We start from the raw sequence: 16,946 nt of genomic DNA, 5'->3' as shown, positions 1-16,946 counted from the left end.
GTTTTCTCCCCCACGCAGACTTTCGTTAGATGCAAGTAAAGTGTAACACATAAAGCGCCCCCGGATAAACCGGAGGCGCTGAAACCGAAAGAGACGTCAAAGCGTCTCCATCGTGATGCTCAAGCAGTGCTATTATTGGTGCTTGGCGACGATATTCTTGAGGGAGTCCTTGGAGTTCAGACCCACTACTTTATCGACAGGCTGGCCGTCTTTGAAGAAGATCAGCGTCGGAATGCTCATTACACCGAAGCGGGAAGCCGTTTCCGGATTCTCGTCGACATTCAGCTTAGCGATCTTGACGCTGTCGCCCAGTTCGCCGGAGAGCTCTTCCAGAATAGGGGCCAACATTTTGCAAGGACCGCACCAAGGCGCCCAGAAATCTACTACAACAGTCCCTTGACCTTCCACTTCGCCTGCGAAGGATTGGTCAGACACGTTAACGATAGCCATTATATTGTTCCTCCTTTGGATGGTACTCCTGATAATTGGTTCATGTAATATGATAACCATATACAACCACAGTATAACATAGATATGCTGTGTTTGTTAATATTTTAAGTGATTATATTGTATCCAATTTAATTGCCAAGACGACTAGGCGGAGCCGCCTTTCCCGCGTTGGTTCTCCCCGTGCAGCTGAATAACCTCGACAAACGGAGCAATCCGGTCCATCAGCCGCTGGCCCTTGTACACTTCTTCGCCGTCCTTGCTCGTAAAGCTTAAATGCTTGGCGAGTCCGTCCAGCGGATAGTTGGAGGTGTAGAAGGTGGGCTTGCGGTTCATCCGGTAATTCAGAATGGCACCCAGCACATGGTCGCGGGCCCACGGATTCAGATTCTCCGCGCCGATATCGTCAAAGATCAGCAGATCGCAATTCTTCAGCGTATCCACCGTCTCCTTGAGCTTCTGGTTATCCGTCATAATCAGCTTCAGTTCCTCGATGAAATCCGGCATATACACAATGACGCCTGTGTATCCGGATACTGCCAGCTCATGGAGCAGGTAGCACATCAGGAAGGTCTTGCCGGTTCCGAAGCTGCCGTGAATGTACAGGCCATGCTTGGACAGCCCGTTCTCCCTGATCTCATGGATGTAACGGAAGACTTCCTTCACCGCCGGAGCACGCCGCAGATCCTTGCCCATAATATCCACTTCGTCGTAGCCCCCGCTGAGCACCCGTTCATCTACATAGAAGCTCTGGATCCGTCTGCGGATCGCATCCTGACTGTCCTGGGCGACCTTCAGCTCACAGGCCGTCTTCCGCTCATATAAATCCGGCGTGCCGCCCACTGTCTCCACCGTAAGCTTGCTGTAATGTCCAGGGAAGTCATTCGGACACGCCGCCAGGCCCGGACAGTTCGCACAATGCCGGCTTTCTTCCACGTACTGGTATAATTTGCTCAGATTCAGGCGCAAGCGCGCTTCCTCCAGCTCGGGATGCTCCGCCTGCAGCTGCTTCACCAGCGGATGATTCAGAAGCTCCAGCTGCAGGTCGCGGGAACGCTGGCGCAGGGCGCTGTTATTCATGGAACGCAGCACTTCACCCATGGATTCCATGTTACCGTTCCCTCACTTTCTTTACTGCGTTTTGGTAACGCCTTTTTTCTTGCTGGCTTTGATGTCGGCGGCCATCTTCATCATGGCCGCGAACTCCTCCTCCGAGACCGCACCCGCCGTTCCGTCGTCGACGGAGATCGGGATCTCCGGCTTGGCCGGCCGGTTCCCTTTGGCGTAATTACGCTGGCGCGTTCCTCCGGCTCCGGCCGCAGCTCCTGCGCCTTTGCCCTTGACCTTGGACTGGTCGCGGATGTAACGCACGGCCTTCTCATAGGTGTTCACTTGCTTCATCAGCATATTCGAAGCGATCGCTTCGACGAAATTACGGTTCATCCGCTGTTCGCCGCTTGTTGCGGCCAGCGTCATCACGTAATGGATAAGCACATTGATGACTTCGCTCTTCAGCTTGTAATTCAGATTGATGTTATCGAAGATATCCAGCAGCTGCCCCGGAACCGTTCCCGGGAAGAAGGTCTGCAGCAGCCGGGTATAAGGCTCGTTGCGGAGCATCATATTATATTGGTGAATGTCGCATTTGGACATGAATTGCGGCGGTACTTCCACATAATATTCCATCTCGACCGATTGCTCCGGCGGAGCAATCGGCGGCTCTTCCTCGGCCGCGGAGCGTAGCGATACCACCTTGGCGGCGGCGATTTCCCGCTTCTCCTGACGTTTCAGCTCCTGGCGGAACTGCTGGCTGGCCTTATGCTGCAGCGTATCCAGAATCAATTCGCCGTCAGGAGCGAACACTCCATCCTCATCCAGCAGGCGGCTGACATCCTGCGTGTCCAGCCCGTATTTGCGGGCGATATAATTAATCATGCCCATCTGGGCGTGGTCAAAACGCAGCTTCTCGACGTGGGCCCGGTTCACCGATTCCCGCGGAAAGCGCAGAATGATATCGCTGTAGCCGATATTCGGCTCCTCTTGCAGGACCGGCTGGCGTACTGTGGCCACTTCGGCCAGCGCCTGCTCCAGCTCATAATCAATCACATGGGTATTCAGCTGAAAAATATCATAAAACGGTACAGAAATATTTTCTTTATTGAGCGAGCGGCGGCTCCATTCCTCTGGCTCCTTGCGCCAGAACTGTTCGCGCAGCGCCAGCACGGCGAATTTGCCGACCTTGTCCCGCAGCAGCAGGGTCAAATGCTGGGTTGCAAAGAATTCGGCCGGCCCCAGCGGTGGCAGCAGCTCGTACTCATACAGATAGTCGTCGGTTTCCGCCATATAGATCCGGCTGGTTGAAAGAAGTCCTACCGCTTCAAGCATGGAGGCCTGCTCCACCAGGAACTTGCGGCCCTTCTCGTTCGGCTCGATGCCCAGTGTAAGGAACAGCTTGCGCTGCTGCTCCGCTTCCGAGTATCCGATGCTCTCGGCCGGGACATGCTCAAAGAGCAGCCTGTACAAGCTGACGGCAAATGCCCCCACCATCGGCTGATATACCGATCCGAGCATCCGCCCGTCAAGGCTGCTGAGACCGAATTCGCGGGAAACGCAGTACCTGTGATGTTCCGTAAAATGATGCAGGTTGCTCATGCGCATCTGCGGTCTCCTCCCCCTTATCCATACGAATTCATACAGGTTTCTATTCTATCACAAAACACCCGTTCGGAAATGTAAAAAAAGAACCAAATCAGACGCTTTTTCCGGTAAATTCGACAGTTTGTTCAAGCTTGCGCATCTTTTGGCCCAATCATAAAACAACCCCACAATGCACAATGTGGGGCCTGACGCATGGGTGCTGAATCCGCTTCAGCCTTCATTAAAATAATCTGTAACCGGCCAGCCGCAGCTTGCGGATCGTCCAGCCGCTGAGTGCTGCCCCCGTAAAGCCGGTGAGTCCGATCAGCCAGTGAGCGGCGCTCAGGGCCGCCAGATGCTCGCCGAGCGTAAACGTCCGGTTCCAGAGGGCATACACCAGCACAGGCAGAATGACCAGCAGGTAGAGGTATACAGGCGCCCAAGTCATCCTCATCAGCATATTGAGTACGAACCCGATGCAGAACATCATAACAAAGAACAGCACGGCCAGCATTAATCCCGGAAGACCATCCACAAATACTGCCATCTCCTCTACTCTCTCTATAAAGAACCGCACATTCAGCAATAAGTAATAGATAGTTTACTAGAAAAAATGTAGCGAAGCAATGAACAGTCCTGGCTGCATGGCCGGAAATCCCCAAAACTACCCTGGGCGAAATTTGCTCTTGCCCTTTATGTTGCGCTAAAATAACAATGGATCATATGGCCGTTACATATTGCTGCATCCCGCTGAAATATACTTTACGAACCGTTTAAGGAGTGAATCACATGAGTGAAGCCGCTGTAACACTGGAAGGCTGGTATGCGCTGCATGATTTCCGCTCGCTGGATTGGACCGCCTGGACAAAGGCCGACGATGAAGAGCGCGCGGTTGCCCTGGAGGAGCTGCACCAGTTCATGAGCGAATGGGGACCGGTGGAGGAAGCCAAACAGGGAAGCTCGGCCGTATATACGATTGTCGGCCAGAAGGCTGATTTCGTCATGATGTTCCTGCGTGAAACGCTGGAAGATCTGAATAAGCTGGAAACTGCTTTTAACAAAACCGCCTTTGCGCAATATACAACCAAAGCTTACTCTTATGTCAGCATCGTTGAATTGAGCAATTACAATGCCGGGGGCGACGGCGGCGACCCGATGCAGAACCCGCATGTCGCTGCACGCCTTAAGCCAATCCTGCCGCAGGCGAAGCATATTTGCTTCTATCCGATGAATAAGAAACGCGAGCTTGCCGACAACTGGTACATGCTTGATATGGAGAAACGCAAAGAGCTGATGTATTCGCACGGCCTGATCGGACGCAGCTATGCCGGCAAGGTCAAGCAGATCATCACCGGTTCTGTCGGCTTTGATGACTGGGAATGGGGCGTGACCCTGTTCGCGGAGGATGCGCTGCAATTCAAGAAGCTGGTCTACGAAATGCGCTTTGACGAGGTCAGCGCCCGCTACGGCGAGTTCGGCCCCTTCTATGTTGGCAACCTGCTGACGGCAGAGTCGTTCGAGGAGCTGCTGAAGCTATAACAGCGGCCGGTATCCGCGGATACCGCGCCATTTATAAGACCGGCCCCCTCACCGGGGAAGTGGCTGCTTCACCAATAATAAAGAGAGAGCCTGGCAGTTCATACAACTGCCAGGCTCTCTCTTTATGTTATATCGCTTACTGCCGGTCGGGAGGTTCAGTCCTCGTCCCCGTCTTCACCGGTTGCCTTCAGGCTCTCCAGATACTCCGCCGTCGCGCGGTCGCGTGCCCGGCTCTTGTCCTTCAGCCGTTCAATGGCCGGCAGAATCAGAACATCGATTTCCTTCTGTACATGGTAAGCAAGGTCGTAACGGCTCTGGTCCTCCAGATAAGTACCGGCCTCAATCAGCCCGTTATAGCGGTCCAGTTCCTCGCGCGTCAGCAGTCCGCGTACCTGTACGCTGCAATGGCGCATCCTACAGGAACCTTCCTTTCTTCAAGACAAGCGAGACGCCGCCGATAATGAACAAATACCGCAAATCGACCAGCTTCTTCAGCTGGGCGGCGGTCCAGCCTTTGTACTTCTTGTCGCCGACTACGGCAATGCCCTGGCCTTTGCCGAGGGAGGCCACGGTTCCCTTGTTGCTGAACGCGAACTTCTTCGCCTGCTGGCTGCGGATCGCCGCCACCAGATTGTGCGCGCAGCATTCGCCCTGCTGCATGGCGATCTGTGCGGTCGGCGGATAAGGCCGGCCTTCGGGATTAATCATCAGCGAACCGTCGCCGATGATATAGATATTCTCATGGCCCGGCGCCCGCAGATACTCATCCACCTTCACGCGGCCGCGCATCGCTTCAAAGCCGGCCGCCTCAATCAGACGGTTGCCGCGGATGCCGCCCGTCCAGACGATGGTCGAGGCTTTGATCTCTTCACCGGTTGCCAGCACTACGCTGCCCGGCAGGCATTCCTTGATCGCTACGCCGATCTTGAAGGTGACGCCCTTCTTCGTCAGCACGGTCATCGCATGCTCCACCAGTTCCGGCGCGAAGCCCGGAAGCGCTGTGGGCGCGGCTTCAACATTGTAGATGTTCACCATGCTCGGATCCACATCGTATTCCTTGCACAGTGCCGGAATGCGGTCGGCCAGCTCAGCCACAAATTCAATGCCGCTGAAGCCCGCTCCGCCGACCACGAAGTTAATGTGCTCCTGGGCGTTGTTCTCATTCTTATACTTGGCAAACTGGTATTCGATATGTTCGCGAATCAGACGTACAGAATTAATGCTGCGGATCGTCAGCGCATATTTGTCGAGCCCCGGAATGCCGAAGGTCTCCGGCTCCCCGCCCAGCGCAATCACCAGGTAATCGTAGGATAGAGTTCCGTCTTCAAGAATAACCTTTTTCTGTTGGGTCCGGATTTCCTGCACGGATGATTTCACCAGGTCGATCTTAAACTCATCAATCAGCTTGGAGATCGACACGCGAGAATGTTCTATGCTGTCCGTTCCCGCCGCAGGCATGTGCAGGTGGGTAGTAAAATAATGGTATTCGTGGCGGTTCACCAGCGTTACATCCGCTTCATTATAATTCAAGGCTTTCTGCAGCCGCTGGGCGGTCAAAATACCTCCATATCCCGCGCCGAGGATAACAATTTTGGGAATACTGCTCATGGTCCGGCTCCTTCCAACAGGTGAATCTGTCTATGTGTTTAGTTTTTTTATATGTTTTTGTGAATTTATACACTTAATTTCGGAAGAAATTCCAATAAAACTTAAAGCAATTCCAAAATAACCATATCCATTGTAAACCTTAGTATCGTTTTAATCAAATATTATCATGCAAGAAACCGTCACAATTTTCCGCGCCGCTAAAGCCTTTGCAGCGGGGTCATTCAATGATTATAATGAGTAGGTACAACTAGTATGGCAAATTGAATATATCAACTCGGAGGTGTAATTTTACGTGACACTAGAGCAATCCGGCGTTCCTATGAGCGACCTTCTAATTATAGGCGGTGGCCCGGCCGGCATGTTTGCCGCCTTCTACGGCGGGATGCGCCAGGCATCGGTAACACTGATTGAGAGCATGCCCCAATTGGGCGGTCAGCTGGCTGCTCTCTATCCTGAAAAATATATTTACGACGTGGCCGGCTTCCCCAAGGTTACCGCCCAGGAACTGGTTAACAACCTCTCCCGGCAGATGGAGCTGTTCCAGTCCGATATCCGCCTGGAAGAGAAAGTAGTGGGTCTGGAGAAACGGGACGAGCGCCATTTCGTCGTAACTACCGATAAAGCCGAATACCACAGCAAGGCAGTAATTATTACGGCAGGCGTAGGCGCCTTTGAGCCCCGCCGGCTTGAATTGCCGGAAGCACCGCGTTTCGAGAAGGCGAACCTGCATTACTTCGTCAGCGACCTTAATGCCTTCCAGGGCAAGAAAGTGCTGATCAGCGGCGGCGGCGATTCCGCAGTCGACTGGGCGCTGATGCTGGAGCCGATCGCCGAGCAGGTCACCCTGATTCACCGCCGTGATAAATTCCGTGCGCATGAGCACAGCGTCGAGAAGCTGATGGCCTCCAAGGTGAATGTCATCACCCCTTCGGAGATTACCGAGCTGCACGGTGAAGAGTTCATTACCAAAGTTACTTTATCGAATATCAAGACCAAAGAAACCCAGGAGCTAGAAGTGGACAGCGTGATCGTCAACTTCGGCTTTGTATCCTCACTGGGACCGATCTCCGAATGGGGCATTGAGATCCAGAGCAACTCCATTGTGGTAGATTCCCGTATGGAAACAAACATTCCCGGAATTTATGCCGCCGGCGACATCACTACTTATCCCGGCAAGCTCAAGCTAATTGCCGTTGGCTTCGGCGAAGCGCCTACTGCGGTAAATAACGCCAAGGTATATATCGATCCTGAGGCCAAGCTGTCCCCTGGACACAGCAGCAGTCTCAAGCTGTAACACTAGGCACACACAATAAAAGGGTATCCTTTCAGGTTGATTATACTTCAACTGAAAAGATACCCTATTTGTTGTCCCTTGCGGTCTGCTCTATTTCAGCTGCAAAGGTGTACGCTGATCTTTTAATGAAGAACCGCATGAACTGGGAAGTGTAAGTTCCGTTTGCGAATTTCAGCGAGTAACAGAGCGATGAAATCATGCTCCAGTTGCAGCTCTATTGCTCTTTGATAAGAGTCAAGCAGCATCTCATCCGATAATTCAATCATAACGTTCACCTACCTTTCCTTTTCTGAATCTGATTCTATCATAACAAACTATCAATTATCGAACAAGCGTTCCTAATATCCACAAGCCCTTGTGGAAAATCTGTGCATAATTTGTTAGTAATGCCCACAAACCCGTTAGCATCACAGTGAACAATGGGGATAACAGTTATGCACAGGACGTTTGATTAATGTGTAACACATAAATATTTTTCAAAATGTTCATATATTTCATATTTATTAGAAATTATTTAGCCATATTACCTCTAATTACCTCAGATTGGGCATAACTAAACGCTATTCTAGCCTATTACTATAATTATCGTCAATGTTTAAAAATTGTTTAAATCATTATAGTCTTTGTTTTACTATTGTGGTCTTGTATTTACTTCCAGGATCCATATTCTCCCGCTGTGATCGACAGCGTAATCGAAGCCAAGCTCGCCGATCCCCGGGAAACGGCGTTCCAGAATTCCGATGCAGTGGATGGTCAGGCGGCGCATTTCCGATTTTTTGGCAGATGACTTGATGCTCGGAAGCGAATGCCGCAGGCCCTGACGGCAGCTCATCATGGTACCGCCCTTGCACAGATTGGTCACGAACAGTCCGGGACGGGCCAGCCTTCCGACCATAGAACGGAATTCCCAAACCCCATTGTTCTTCACCACTTTCACCCGGTAATCAATCGGTCTTCCAGCAATCCGCGCCAGCGTTATGCCCTGCTGAATCAAATATCTCCGTCTGACCTTCACCCTGTCCAGCGCACGCCGCATACTGCGGAAGTCCGAATATACCCGTGTGCTGTCCATAGAGGTAAAGCCGTATCCCCTTGTATCCCTGAACACCTTGATGACCCCGTACCCCCCGCCGCCCACCACCGGCTTAATCACCACATTGCCGTATATTCTCAGCATGCTAAGCAGTGCGGCCGCACTGTATGCCTTCGTTCTTGGAATGTAACCGGCAATCCGTGCATCGCTAAGCAGCGCCTCGGTTTTCAGCCATTTGCTGGCCAGTTGTCTTCCTGCCATCGTCCTCCCTCTCCTTTCGTTTATCCCAGCCTACTACCCTATAGATTACTCAGGAGAGGAGCCGCCTTCTTGTATGATTGTCCTTGTGTAAAGGCGTTCACGCCAAAAAAGGGCATATGGCTGCGGAGCCGTATGTCCCGGTTCATTCAAGCTGTTCGCAAGTGGCGGCACTTATCTTTGCTGGCTTTAAAGCTATATAAATTGAACTATTAAAATTCACATGAGATTAGTTCGTAACTGCGGGGAATGTTTGGACTTCCGGCCACTGCCCGTCCCCAGATTTCTTAATTATAACCGCTCTTAGCGGTTGAAATCCGGTGACAGCTTATGCTTCCGATGTGAGCTTTCCTCCGGAAAGCTTTTAGGCGGACGCTATCGCTCCTCTAGTTCCAAACTTCCCCTCCGCACTCCCATCTCTTTGTGTTGTTCTTTTGTTCAACTTATATAGTTTATTTTATGAAAATAAAACTTGCCGGCTTGTGCAGATGGACAGCTTCATCCGCATAATTGGGGCGAGGCATCATACTCACAGCTTGCGCTTGAACACCGCGGTTATTTCCCGCGAAGCGCCTCCCCCTTCCATTATTGTAGAATTCTATATTCATCCTCCAGAATTGCATACACCAGAGAGCTATGCCAGGTCTCTCCCTTCCGCCGGTGCTCGCGCAGCAGCCCTTCGCAGGTCATCCCCAGCTTTTGCATAACCTTGGCGGAACCGGTGTTGGCCGGACGGCAGGTGGCGAAGATGCGGTGCAGCCCAAGTTCGCCGAATCCGAAATGCAGCAAAGCCTCGCCTGCCTCGCTTGCATAGCCTTGTTTCCAATAGAGCGAATTAAAGCAATATCCGATCTCCCCCTGCCGGGGCTCACTGACATAGAGGCCGCAGCCGCCGATCAGTTGTCCGCTGTCCTTAAGAACCACGGCGAATTCAAAGCTTGTGCGCGGTTCCTGCCACTGCCATTCCTGTACCGTCCGGATGTAATCCGCGGTCTGCTCGCCCGTATTTGGCCCCCATAACATGTACTCCGTCACCGCCGGGTCTGAAGCATAACTATGTACCGCCCCGTAATCCTCGTCCGTAAATTCGCGGATCAGCAGGCGCTGGCTTTCCAGTTGCATAGCGGATCCCCCCTCTATGATTTGCCTGTATTAGTAACCTCCCGCTGCCCCACCTCACGACAGTATACCTGCCGGTCGTTAGCATCAAGGCTTCAAGCATCAAAGGTTGTTTCATATGTATCAGCATAAAAGCAAAATCGACGCCGGGCGACACAGTCCCGTATTTTGTCGGTGCCAGTCCGTTGACCATAACACGCTCGACCTGAACTTTGTCGTAATTTATCAATACCAGATGGCTTCTTACAGACAGACGAATTTACCATGCTGCCCGCTGATAATCTTTTTCTATTTAAGGATGCTAATGAGCGTTTTGCGTATAGCCAGACAGACACCGCCCAAAATGATGCCTGCAGTCACCGAAAGCATATAAACCAGTATCGACAAATTGACCTCACCGGCTGCATTTGTAATCAGGAAGGTTAAGACGAGAATGCCGGAGAACATCATAACGAGCCTGCCCCGGCTGATGATTTTAAACAGGAACAGCATCGACATCAAATAAGAAACCAGCATAATAAAGGAATAGCTCGCAGAGTTATCGTTGAATATTACCGCTTCCTGCAGCTTAAATAAATCAAACAAGGACACATAGATCATCCAACTGATTAGAATACCCACGGTTAATGCTACGGTTTCCTTACGATTTCGGGTCATCTCATCCCCCCACTCCGCTAAATAAAAAACCTCCCAAATGTGTCAACAGTCCTTCTGCACAATTCGGGAGGTTTAAGGGCAATTACAGGTACAGCAGCTATATAATTGAAAAACCGGCTTTTAGCAAGGCTCCGCGCTCGGATTCCCCGCTTCTTCCTTCGTACGGAACGACGACCCGCATCCACATGTTACTGTTGCATTCGGATTATGGATGGTGAATTTACGCTTAGCTGACGGTCGGCTAGAAACCGCGTCAGATCAACGTTTTTGAGCGTTGGCGACGGTTGTTAATCCGCCGAACAACTGTGGACTGCGCACCTCTACAGCGGCTAATCACGTTAACCGTATTGTACCGAAGTGGCGGCCGGATTGCAACGTCATGCGCGCGTTTCTTCTATTGTATATAAACGCAAAAATAGGCGCAGCCACTACGGAATCTATCCGCAATGACTGCGCTACACTTAGTTCCGCGAAATTCGCCTTCTCCTACGTTATTCCTCCGTCTTATCTGCGCCGCTGTCCGCCAGACCTTCCGCCAGCATATACGCAACGCACGCTCCGACTGCGCCAATCACGCCGGTCACCTGCAGCGCCACGCTCTCACCTGCGCCGGCTGCCGTAAGGACCGACGTTGCAAGCGCGGCCAGCAGCGCCCAGAACTTACGCGACGATAATTTACGCGCCCAATCGATCTTCTTCATTATATTACGCTCCCCTTTTCGTATTGGTTTCGACGCTCGCCGTCTTGCTCACGTTATCCCACGCAATGGCCGCGCCCATCTTGTCGGCCACCTCGCGCAGCGGAACGTATACGGCCCCGTCGATGAGCACGCCGTAACGTCCGTGAGCTCAGCGGCTGGATTCGCGAGGTCAACGGTTAACTCTAATAATGCGCGTGCTTTCATAAAATAGCCCCTTTCTCGGGAAGGACTAACGATCCCGATGTAGAAATATGGAAATTAAGGAGGTGAATCTATGTCAAATATTGATGTAAAACAAATAGCCCAAGAGATAAATGCGCGCTTGGAGCCGAAATATCGGGACTCGATTCTTCCCGCGTATAAAGCAGCGGCCGATGATGACGGAAAGATTAGCAGAACCGGCGTAATGACCGTTGAGATCGAAATGCTCCGTCAATACCTTGAGCTCTACGTTACAGAACTCGTCAGCGAAGTAGTGCGCCGGATTGACGAAGCTTAGCCGCCACGGCTTCCCGCATGGCAAACAGTTCCTCTACGGGAATTTTACGGTCAGTGTGCGCTTCGACCAGCATCGCTAGCTCCGTAACTTTCTCCGTAGATGGGCTTCGCTTAACCTCGCGTATCAGTTCGGTGATTTCGCTAAGCCACGCAGTATCGATTGTGACGCGGATTTCTTTTATGTTCTGCATCCGATATCCCTCCGTAAAATTAAAAGAGCCCCGCGCATATTAGCGTGAGACTCTTCGTGATATTTCATTAAATAATGCTTTCCGTATGCAAATCGTACACCACAGGTTAGACGTAGGTTATTCGCCGGCAGCGGCAAGTCGCGCTTTATCGGCGTCGAGCGCCTTCTGCATACCGCTAAGGCTGGTCTCTAACTCAGATATGCTTTTCTTTAGTCGCTGTTTTTCCGCGTCGTCAGTGCTCGCGGTGAACTTCGCTTGAGCCTGCGTCAGTTCCTCTCTCGTCAGCGAAATTCCACGTTCAAGCTTCGTAATTCGCGTTTGCAGTATTTCCCTTTCCGCCGCAGTGAGCGGAAGTGTAGGTGCAGGCGTCGTTTCTTCGGATACTGCAGGCGATGTCTCTACCGTTTCACCCAAAATGATCGTCTTCCCCTTTACTGTAAGATTCGCGCCGGTTGCTTCTGAGATCGCCCTTACTGGCGCGAAGGCCGTACCGTTAATGATAACGGCGTCCCCAATCTTCGTACCATCCGTTTTCAGGACCGTGAAAAGCCCCTCGACCTTTGCGCCTATAAGCGGCGATGATGCCGCTGCAAATCCGATGGAACTGCCAAACAGAAGCGCAGCCGCCGTAATACCGACAATCTTCTTTTTCATTTGCGAACCTCCTAAATTTGGTAAGTACCCCAAGTATAATCTAAGAGGTTCGCGTCAGAAAGACCTAATTACGACACACTGAAAGTCCCGCCCCAGTTAACCGCGCCGGCTATTCCGTGATTATGCGTTCCGAGATTAACGGTGTGTGTGTATGGCCTGCGTCTGCTTTCCCCGCAAGCGCAGCCTCAAGGGCTGCCACTCTCGCGTCCAATTGTTCGATTTCCGTACAGTTAACCAACGGAACATAGCTTAGGTCGAACGCATTAACCCCCGCACCTACCGACACCCTATTCGTTATCGGAAAGTCTTCAACCTCCGCATCTCCGCCAAGTACGACATTTGCGCCCGCAAGCACGAGGTTCGCCGGAGGAGTCGCCGTAATGTTGAGCTGCCCGTTACTGCCGCTGACCACGCCGCTCTTACTCCCGTCAGCTCCGTAATAGCGCATCTCCTGCGTGCCGAATCCGTCGTTCGTGTCGATGGAAATACGCCGAGTCCCAGCGCCGTCGAACGAACGGAATCCGGTGCCGTCGAGGATAATCCTGCGTGTAGTCGTATCCGTCCGTATGGTCGCGCCGATAATCTCCGTACCTCTTATCGTCCCATATGTGATGTCACCGTCTGCGAACGTCGAGGTCAGGATACTCGCGCTATTGGCGGTCAGTTTATTGAGTACGATATTGCCCGCCATGTCTAATCGCATTGGCGCGCTGTTAAAGTCCGCATGGCCGGCGCTGATTCCATTCGTGTTGATTTTGACGACGTCATTGCCGCTGCCGATTACGAGACTCACGAAGCTTCCGAGCTGTCCGCTGATTACTTCCGCGTTAATAAATTCGGCTGTAATCGCGGTACGTGCGGTCTCTCCGCCGTCTGTCGAAATGTAAATTCCGTTGGACGATAAGACTACGAGGTCATTCGCGTCGACCAACGACTGCAGCACGATCCCGCGCGTATCGTACTTGACCTCCGTTTTACTATCGTTGATCTCACGGACGGCCAGACGTGCAAATTCCTCGAACGCCTCCGCCCGAATCCGCCCGCCGCTGAACACGTTATCGACCGTCCGCCGCGTCGATTCCAGGTCCGCGATGATCTGCGCATAGTCCCGCCGCATGACGTTGGATAGCGTAACCTGCGCATGCTTGTCGCGGGCGAACGGGTACTCCGTCAGCTCCGTTATGCGCTCGGTGGTGTGCGCGAGTTCGAGGTCCGGATCGACCAGCGTAACAGTATCGCCGAGGCCCGGTTGCGCTTCGCTTGCGTCGAGCTTGTGCAAATCCGCTGCCGATACGGACACCTCAAGCGCAGGCACTTCGCGTTCTGCTAACCGTTTACGCGCAGCTTCGAGCAGTTTCAGCGGATCGGTAACATCCTGCTCCGTTAAGAGGTCGTCATAAAACGGTACGGTAGCGCTGGCCCATAGGCTCGCGTATTGACTGACGAGGTAATTAACGCGGATGATCCCGCCGGTGATTGCGTTCGGGTCGGCGGCCAGTAAGCGCGCCTGTTCATCCGCCGTTAATATCGACGCAGGCTGGCCGATCCATGTGCGCGAGTCCTTCATCTCCGCGTACAGCCGCGTACACAACGAGCCGCCGTCGTCCGCGTGCGAGGCGCTTACGATGTTCTTGCCAGCGCGGTATTGGAGCGTTGAATCCGCGTTTCCGATCTTCTTGCGCAGGTGAATCGTAAAGTTATCCGGCTCGACCTCCGCGCCGTATAGCGCGATGATTGCGTTCAGCGCTTCGAGACAATTACCGCTGCCGAACTCGTAGACGTCCGCAAGGTCGAACGCTGCGTCTACGGAAAAAGTGAAGCGCCCACCCGTTGCCGCCTGGATGAGCGCTGTTAACGTTGATATAGAAACTCCGTAAGCCTCCGTTATGTAGGACGCATACGGGAACTTGTAATCCGCGAGTTTAAACATTACGTGCGTACACGAGATTAGCGCGGTAAGCTTGCGGCCGTCGCGTTGGCGTTCGCGCTTGTTGATTACGTAATACTGGCCGCGCTCGTCCTTAACGTGGCCCTTTAGCGGCAGGCGTTCGCGGTAGTCTAGCGAAGCCATTGGGACCGCGAAGGTCAGCGAATAGTCTGCGTTGATGCGGCGGGTCCGGGCGGCGTCGGTCGCGGAGACTAGCGGGCCGAGCGGCGTGAGATGGCGGTCATATGCGAGTAATGACGTGATGGCGGCGTCCTCCTTTCGTTGAGTGAGCGTAAAAATGCGTAGCGTCCGCGCAGCAAAGAGCCCCGCGCGTGGGTGCGAAGGGCTTGCGTGTTAGTGCGCAGTATGGTCCTAATGCTCAGATGTGCTCGGCTACGTCGTCGTTGATAAAAACCTCTTTTATCCGCGCAATCTTTAGCCGATGTTTAAAGTCTGCATCTGACGGTGCTATGGCAGCCCCGTTCACCCCATTTAGCTTGATCCTTACAGTGTGCTTGCCCCGCCCTAGTCCCTTGTACAGATGGTTATGGAAAAAGTTCTCATAGTTGTGGTTTACGTAAGTATCGACACCGCTAGCAATTAGCAAGTTATCCACGTACACGTCGTACTTCCCGCCTGCTTGGTTGCCCAGCACCGTCAATTCAAGGGCATCCGAATAGATCGTAAACTCTAGACTGTCCTGATCGGTATCCGTGTAACTCCCGTATACTCCGAACTCTTTTAAGATGGTCCAAGTGCCGTTGTACTCGGTATTGCTAAACCCGTTCTGGTTGGCGAAAAACGGTTTGTCCGGTTGTGTCAGCCACGATACGCCTATGATATCAATGCTCCCCGATACGCACTGGAGTCTGACCAGTCTGTTGATTGGATTATCATTGTTATAAATATAGGACTGTACTCCCTCTGCCATCAGCGGACCGCCATAGACAACCCCATTGCCCAACGTGATCGGCGGCCAAGGGTCTAATCCGCTCTCTATAAGCACGTGCATCTCTGCCGTCAATCCGTTACCACTAAAGATAATGTCAAAGGCAAAGGCCTTTTCATTGCAAAATTCGACGTATTGACCTGCCGTAAGATGTACAGCCTGCAGCGTGGCTGACTGTCTATTATAAAACGGATTTTTGATGTCATAGGTCGAAGTAACCAATGTACCGGTATGACTAACCGGGCGTTGCAGCGCGCTGAAAAAAGGCATATTAGCATCTAAAGTGGTGCTCGATGTTGGCAGTATGCGCCTGGCTGGCAATGACCCTTGACCGTTGATATTAGCCCTCAAGCATTTGTCCAATACGCCAATAATTGTCTGCGCATACAACTCATGTCCCGGCTGGGCACAATGGATATCATCCGCTGTTAACTGATTGATCGTATGGTTCCCGGCAGTGATATCGTCAATAAACGCCTGACGAGTATCGGCGATTTCGAATCCAAGCGCGCTTGCCAGTTTAGTATAATCGGGCAGCAAATCGGCGTAAGCCGCTAAATTCGACCGGCGTGGGTTGGCGGTTGTCAGGATGACCTCAACTCCCGCAGCGCGGACCATTCGGAGAAAATTTTCCGTATAGGCTTTGTGGTCGGTGCCGCCGTTTGCTCCGATACTTACGATAACCAAGTCATAGTTCTCCTTGAAAAACGGGGCCATACCCAGATAAGGAGCATTAAAATTTTGGTTTTGATAAAACCCGTGATTGTACATCGGCCGCATCTCTGATGCAATTTGCGCGCACAGTAAGTGTGAGGTGTGACCCAGGATGGCGTAGTTTTGGACGTATTCTGCCGTCACTCCATAAAGATCGTGTAGATTGTATCCAAATGACGCGTACGTATGGTCAAGAAGCATCTGTACCCAGTTAACACCAGATCCAGACGGCACCGCCAAACTATCGCCCATAATGGCGATTCTAAGATTTTGTTTATTCTTTATCTTGAGTATCGTTTTAACCAGGTAGTTTACTTGCGCGGCATCCGCCAACTGCGCAGTAACTCCCTCATACTCCGCATTCAACCGATCGCCCAGCGTCGGATACGTTGTTCCGCTCACGCTCGCCCGCGCAGCCGCCGCTTCCGGCCCGCTATCTCCGCCGATGATCGCGCCATTAAGCTGTTCCTTTACGCTGTCAATCGCATCCTTCGCATTATCAACGCCAGCAACCGCACCGGCATACGTAATCGTTTCGGCCGCGTGCGCTACAACCGACGATTTATGCGTCGTAATGTCCGCCTGCGCTGTCGCGATCCTGCCGTCTTGCGCAGTCAAATCCGTTTCAATATCCGCAAAATTATCGTTATGTTTCGCCAGGTTCGCTAAGTCCAGCGCGCTAGTAATTACGCGTCTTACAAATCCCATCCGCAATCTCCT

The 16,946-nt window shown here is 52.3% G+C and carries 18 protein-coding genes and 1 pseudogene; 3 read left to right on the top strand and 16 right to left on the bottom strand.

Annotated elements, in window-relative coordinates; translation table 11 throughout:
* Positions 1 to 132: 132 nt before the first annotated feature.
* The 4 genes from trxA to F1381_RS23435 form a co-directional block, all read right to left on the bottom strand.
* Positions 133 to 450: a thioredoxin gene (trxA, locus tag F1381_RS23450; protein ID WP_151737265.1), complete on the bottom strand. Its 318-nt coding sequence runs from the start codon at positions 448 to 450 to the stop codon at positions 133 to 135.
* 144 nt (positions 451 to 594) lie between these two features.
* On the bottom strand, positions 595 to 1,557 hold the full coding sequence (gene dnaI / locus F1381_RS23445) for a primosomal protein DnaI (RefSeq protein WP_151737264.1): 963 nt from the start codon (positions 1,555 to 1,557) through the stop codon (positions 595 to 597).
* Positions 1,558 to 1,578: 21 nt separating this feature from the next.
* Positions 1,579 to 3,105, bottom strand: coding sequence for a replication initiation and membrane attachment family protein (locus F1381_RS23440; RefSeq protein WP_151737263.1), 1,527 nt, complete (start codon positions 3,103 to 3,105; stop codon positions 1,579 to 1,581).
* A 220-nt stretch (positions 3,106 to 3,325) separates the two neighbouring features.
* Positions 3,326 to 3,631, bottom strand: a complete 306-nt coding sequence (locus tag F1381_RS23435; protein WP_187355536.1) for a YuiB family protein — start codon at positions 3,629 to 3,631, stop codon at positions 3,326 to 3,328.
* 242 nt (positions 3,632 to 3,873) lie between these two features.
* Here F1381_RS23435 and hemQ point away from each other — a divergent pair, with 242 nt between their 5' ends.
* Positions 3,874 to 4,623 (top strand): hydrogen peroxide-dependent heme synthase, encoded by a 750-nt coding sequence (gene hemQ / locus F1381_RS23430; RefSeq protein ID WP_151737262.1) that lies wholly within the window; start codon positions 3,874 to 3,876, stop codon positions 4,621 to 4,623.
* A gap of 155 nt (positions 4,624 to 4,778) precedes the next feature.
* On the opposite strand, the gene F1381_RS23425 is transcribed toward hemQ, so the two are convergent.
* Positions 4,779 to 5,036 (bottom strand): hypothetical protein, encoded by a 258-nt coding sequence (locus F1381_RS23425; RefSeq protein WP_151737261.1) that lies wholly within the window; start codon positions 5,034 to 5,036, stop codon positions 4,779 to 4,781.
* Between the two features lies 1 nt (position 5,037).
* The gene (locus tag F1381_RS23420; RefSeq protein ID WP_151737260.1) at positions 5,038 to 6,231 is read right to left on the bottom strand and encodes an NAD(P)/FAD-dependent oxidoreductase; all 1,194 of its coding nucleotides are present in this window, start codon (positions 6,229 to 6,231) and stop codon (positions 5,038 to 5,040) included.
* Positions 6,232 to 6,550: 319 nt separating this feature from the next.
* Here F1381_RS23420 and F1381_RS23415 point away from each other — a divergent pair, with 319 nt between their 5' ends.
* Complete coding sequence (locus F1381_RS23415) at positions 6,551 to 7,525, top strand: NAD(P)/FAD-dependent oxidoreductase (RefSeq protein ID WP_151737318.1); 975 nt, start codon at positions 6,551 to 6,553, stop codon at positions 7,523 to 7,525.
* Positions 7,526 to 7,647: 122 nt separating this feature from the next.
* Here the strand turns inward: F1381_RS23415 and sda are convergent, their stop codons facing one another.
* The 7 genes and pseudogenes from sda to F1381_RS29150 all read right to left on the bottom strand — a co-directional run bounded on the left by sda (position 7,648) and on the right by F1381_RS29150 (position 11,423).
* On the bottom strand, positions 7,648 to 7,791 hold the full coding sequence (gene sda, locus F1381_RS23410) for a sporulation histidine kinase inhibitor Sda (protein ID WP_151737259.1): 144 nt from the start codon (positions 7,789 to 7,791) through the stop codon (positions 7,648 to 7,650).
* Positions 7,792 to 8,156: 365 nt separating this feature from the next.
* Positions 8,157 to 8,819, bottom strand: a complete 663-nt coding sequence (locus F1381_RS23405; protein WP_151737258.1) for a YheC/YheD family protein — start codon at positions 8,817 to 8,819, stop codon at positions 8,157 to 8,159.
* Between the two features lie 582 nt (positions 8,820 to 9,401).
* The gene (locus F1381_RS23400) at positions 9,402 to 9,938 is read right to left on the bottom strand and encodes a GNAT family N-acetyltransferase (protein ID WP_151737257.1); all 537 of its coding nucleotides are present in this window, start codon (positions 9,936 to 9,938) and stop codon (positions 9,402 to 9,404) included.
* 285 nt (positions 9,939 to 10,223) lie between these two features.
* Positions 10,224 to 10,592: a hypothetical protein gene (locus F1381_RS23395; protein ID WP_151737256.1), complete on the bottom strand. Its 369-nt coding sequence runs from the start codon at positions 10,590 to 10,592 to the stop codon at positions 10,224 to 10,226.
* A 120-nt stretch (positions 10,593 to 10,712) separates the two neighbouring features.
* A pseudogene (locus F1381_RS28990) lies at positions 10,713 to 10,811 on the bottom strand (iron-sulfur cluster assembly accessory protein); the annotation flags it as partial.
* 272 nt (positions 10,812 to 11,083) lie between these two features.
* Positions 11,084 to 11,293 carry a hypothetical protein gene (locus tag F1381_RS23385; protein WP_151737255.1) on the bottom strand — a complete coding sequence of 70 codons (210 nt, stop codon included), beginning with the start codon at positions 11,291 to 11,293 and terminating at the stop codon, positions 11,084 to 11,086.
* A 4-nt stretch (positions 11,294 to 11,297) separates the two neighbouring features.
* Positions 11,298 to 11,423 carry a stalk domain-containing protein gene (locus tag F1381_RS29150; RefSeq protein WP_151737254.1) on the bottom strand — a complete coding sequence of 42 codons (126 nt, stop codon included), beginning with the start codon at positions 11,421 to 11,423 and terminating at the stop codon, positions 11,298 to 11,300.
* A 144-nt stretch (positions 11,424 to 11,567) separates the two neighbouring features.
* On the opposite strand from F1381_RS29150, the gene F1381_RS23375 reads away from it, so the two are divergent.
* A complete protein-coding gene (locus tag F1381_RS23375; RefSeq protein ID WP_151737253.1) occupies positions 11,568 to 11,792 on the top strand; it encodes a hypothetical protein in 225 nt (74 codons plus the stop codon).
* Between the two features lie 307 nt (positions 11,793 to 12,099).
* Here F1381_RS23375 and F1381_RS23365 read toward each other — a convergent pair whose 3' ends face one another.
* The 3 genes from F1381_RS23365 to F1381_RS23355 all read right to left on the bottom strand — a co-directional run bounded on the left by F1381_RS23365 (position 12,100) and on the right by F1381_RS23355 (position 16,934).
* The gene (locus F1381_RS23365) at positions 12,100 to 12,636 is read right to left on the bottom strand and encodes a hypothetical protein (protein WP_151737251.1); all 537 of its coding nucleotides are present in this window, start codon (positions 12,634 to 12,636) and stop codon (positions 12,100 to 12,102) included.
* A gap of 109 nt (positions 12,637 to 12,745) precedes the next feature.
* Complete coding sequence (locus tag F1381_RS23360) at positions 12,746 to 14,743, bottom strand: phage tail protein (RefSeq protein ID WP_425495291.1); 1,998 nt, start codon at positions 14,741 to 14,743, stop codon at positions 12,746 to 12,748.
* Positions 14,744 to 14,942: 199 nt separating this feature from the next.
* On the bottom strand, positions 14,943 to 16,934 hold the full coding sequence (locus tag F1381_RS23355) for an SGNH/GDSL hydrolase family protein (protein ID WP_151737249.1): 1,992 nt from the start codon (positions 16,932 to 16,934) through the stop codon (positions 14,943 to 14,945).
* Positions 16,935 to 16,946: the final 12 nt, after the last annotated feature.

It is taken from the genome of Paenibacillus tengchongensis, from assembly GCF_008973665.1.
In the GTDB taxonomy this organism is placed as follows: Bacteria; Bacillota; Bacilli; order Paenibacillales; family Paenibacillaceae; genus Paenibacillus_AQ; species Paenibacillus_AQ tengchongensis.
The sequence above is the reverse complement of the archived record's forward strand: the minus strand, read 5'-3'. Positions and strand labels throughout refer to the sequence as shown.

What these genes read in the sequence shown, in the direction of transcription:
- trxA (WP_151737265.1), bottom strand. Translation starts at nt 450, where the DNA reads ATGGCTATCGTTAACGTGTCTGACCAATCCTTCGCAGGCGAAGTGGAA.
- dnaI (WP_151737264.1), bottom strand. Translation starts at nt 1,557, where the DNA reads ATGGAATCCATGGGTGAAGTGCTGCGTTCCATGAATAACAGCGCCCTG.
- F1381_RS23440 (WP_151737263.1), bottom strand. Translation starts at nt 3,105, where the DNA reads ATGCGCATGAGCAACCTGCATCATTTTACGGAACATCACAGGTACTGC.
- F1381_RS23435 (WP_187355536.1), bottom strand. Translation starts at nt 3,631, where the DNA reads ATGGCAGTATTTGTGGATGGTCTTCCGGGATTAATGCTGGCCGTGCTG.
- hemQ (WP_151737262.1), top strand. Translation starts at nt 3,874, where the DNA reads ATGAGTGAAGCCGCTGTAACACTGGAAGGCTGGTATGCGCTGCATGAT.
- F1381_RS23425 (WP_151737261.1), bottom strand. Translation starts at nt 5,036, where the DNA reads ATGCGCCATTGCAGCGTACAGGTACGCGGACTGCTGACGCGCGAGGAA.
- F1381_RS23420 (WP_151737260.1), bottom strand. Translation starts at nt 6,231, where the DNA reads ATGAGCAGTATTCCCAAAATTGTTATCCTCGGCGCGGGATATGGAGGT.
- F1381_RS23415 (WP_151737318.1), top strand. Translation starts at nt 6,551, where the DNA reads ATGAGCGACCTTCTAATTATAGGCGGTGGCCCGGCCGGCATGTTTGCC.
- sda (WP_151737259.1), bottom strand. Translation starts at nt 7,791, where the DNA reads ATGATTGAATTATCGGATGAGATGCTGCTTGACTCTTATCAAAGAGCA.
- F1381_RS23405 (WP_151737258.1), bottom strand. Translation starts at nt 8,819, where the DNA reads ATGGCAGGAAGACAACTGGCCAGCAAATGGCTGAAAACCGAGGCGCTG.
- F1381_RS23400 (WP_151737257.1), bottom strand. Translation starts at nt 9,938, where the DNA reads ATGCAACTGGAAAGCCAGCGCCTGCTGATCCGCGAATTTACGGACGAG.
- F1381_RS23395 (WP_151737256.1), bottom strand. Translation starts at nt 10,592, where the DNA reads ATGACCCGAAATCGTAAGGAAACCGTAGCATTAACCGTGGGTATTCTA.
- F1381_RS23385 (WP_151737255.1), bottom strand. Translation starts at nt 11,293, where the DNA reads ATGAAGAAGATCGATTGGGCGCGTAAATTATCGTCGCGTAAGTTCTGG.
- F1381_RS23375 (WP_151737253.1), top strand. Translation starts at nt 11,568, where the DNA reads ATGTCAAATATTGATGTAAAACAAATAGCCCAAGAGATAAATGCGCGC.
- F1381_RS23365 (WP_151737251.1), bottom strand. Translation starts at nt 12,636, where the DNA reads ATGAAAAAGAAGATTGTCGGTATTACGGCGGCTGCGCTTCTGTTTGGC.
- F1381_RS23355 (WP_151737249.1), bottom strand. Translation starts at nt 16,934, where the DNA reads ATGGGATTTGTAAGACGCGTAATTACTAGCGCGCTGGACTTAGCGAAC.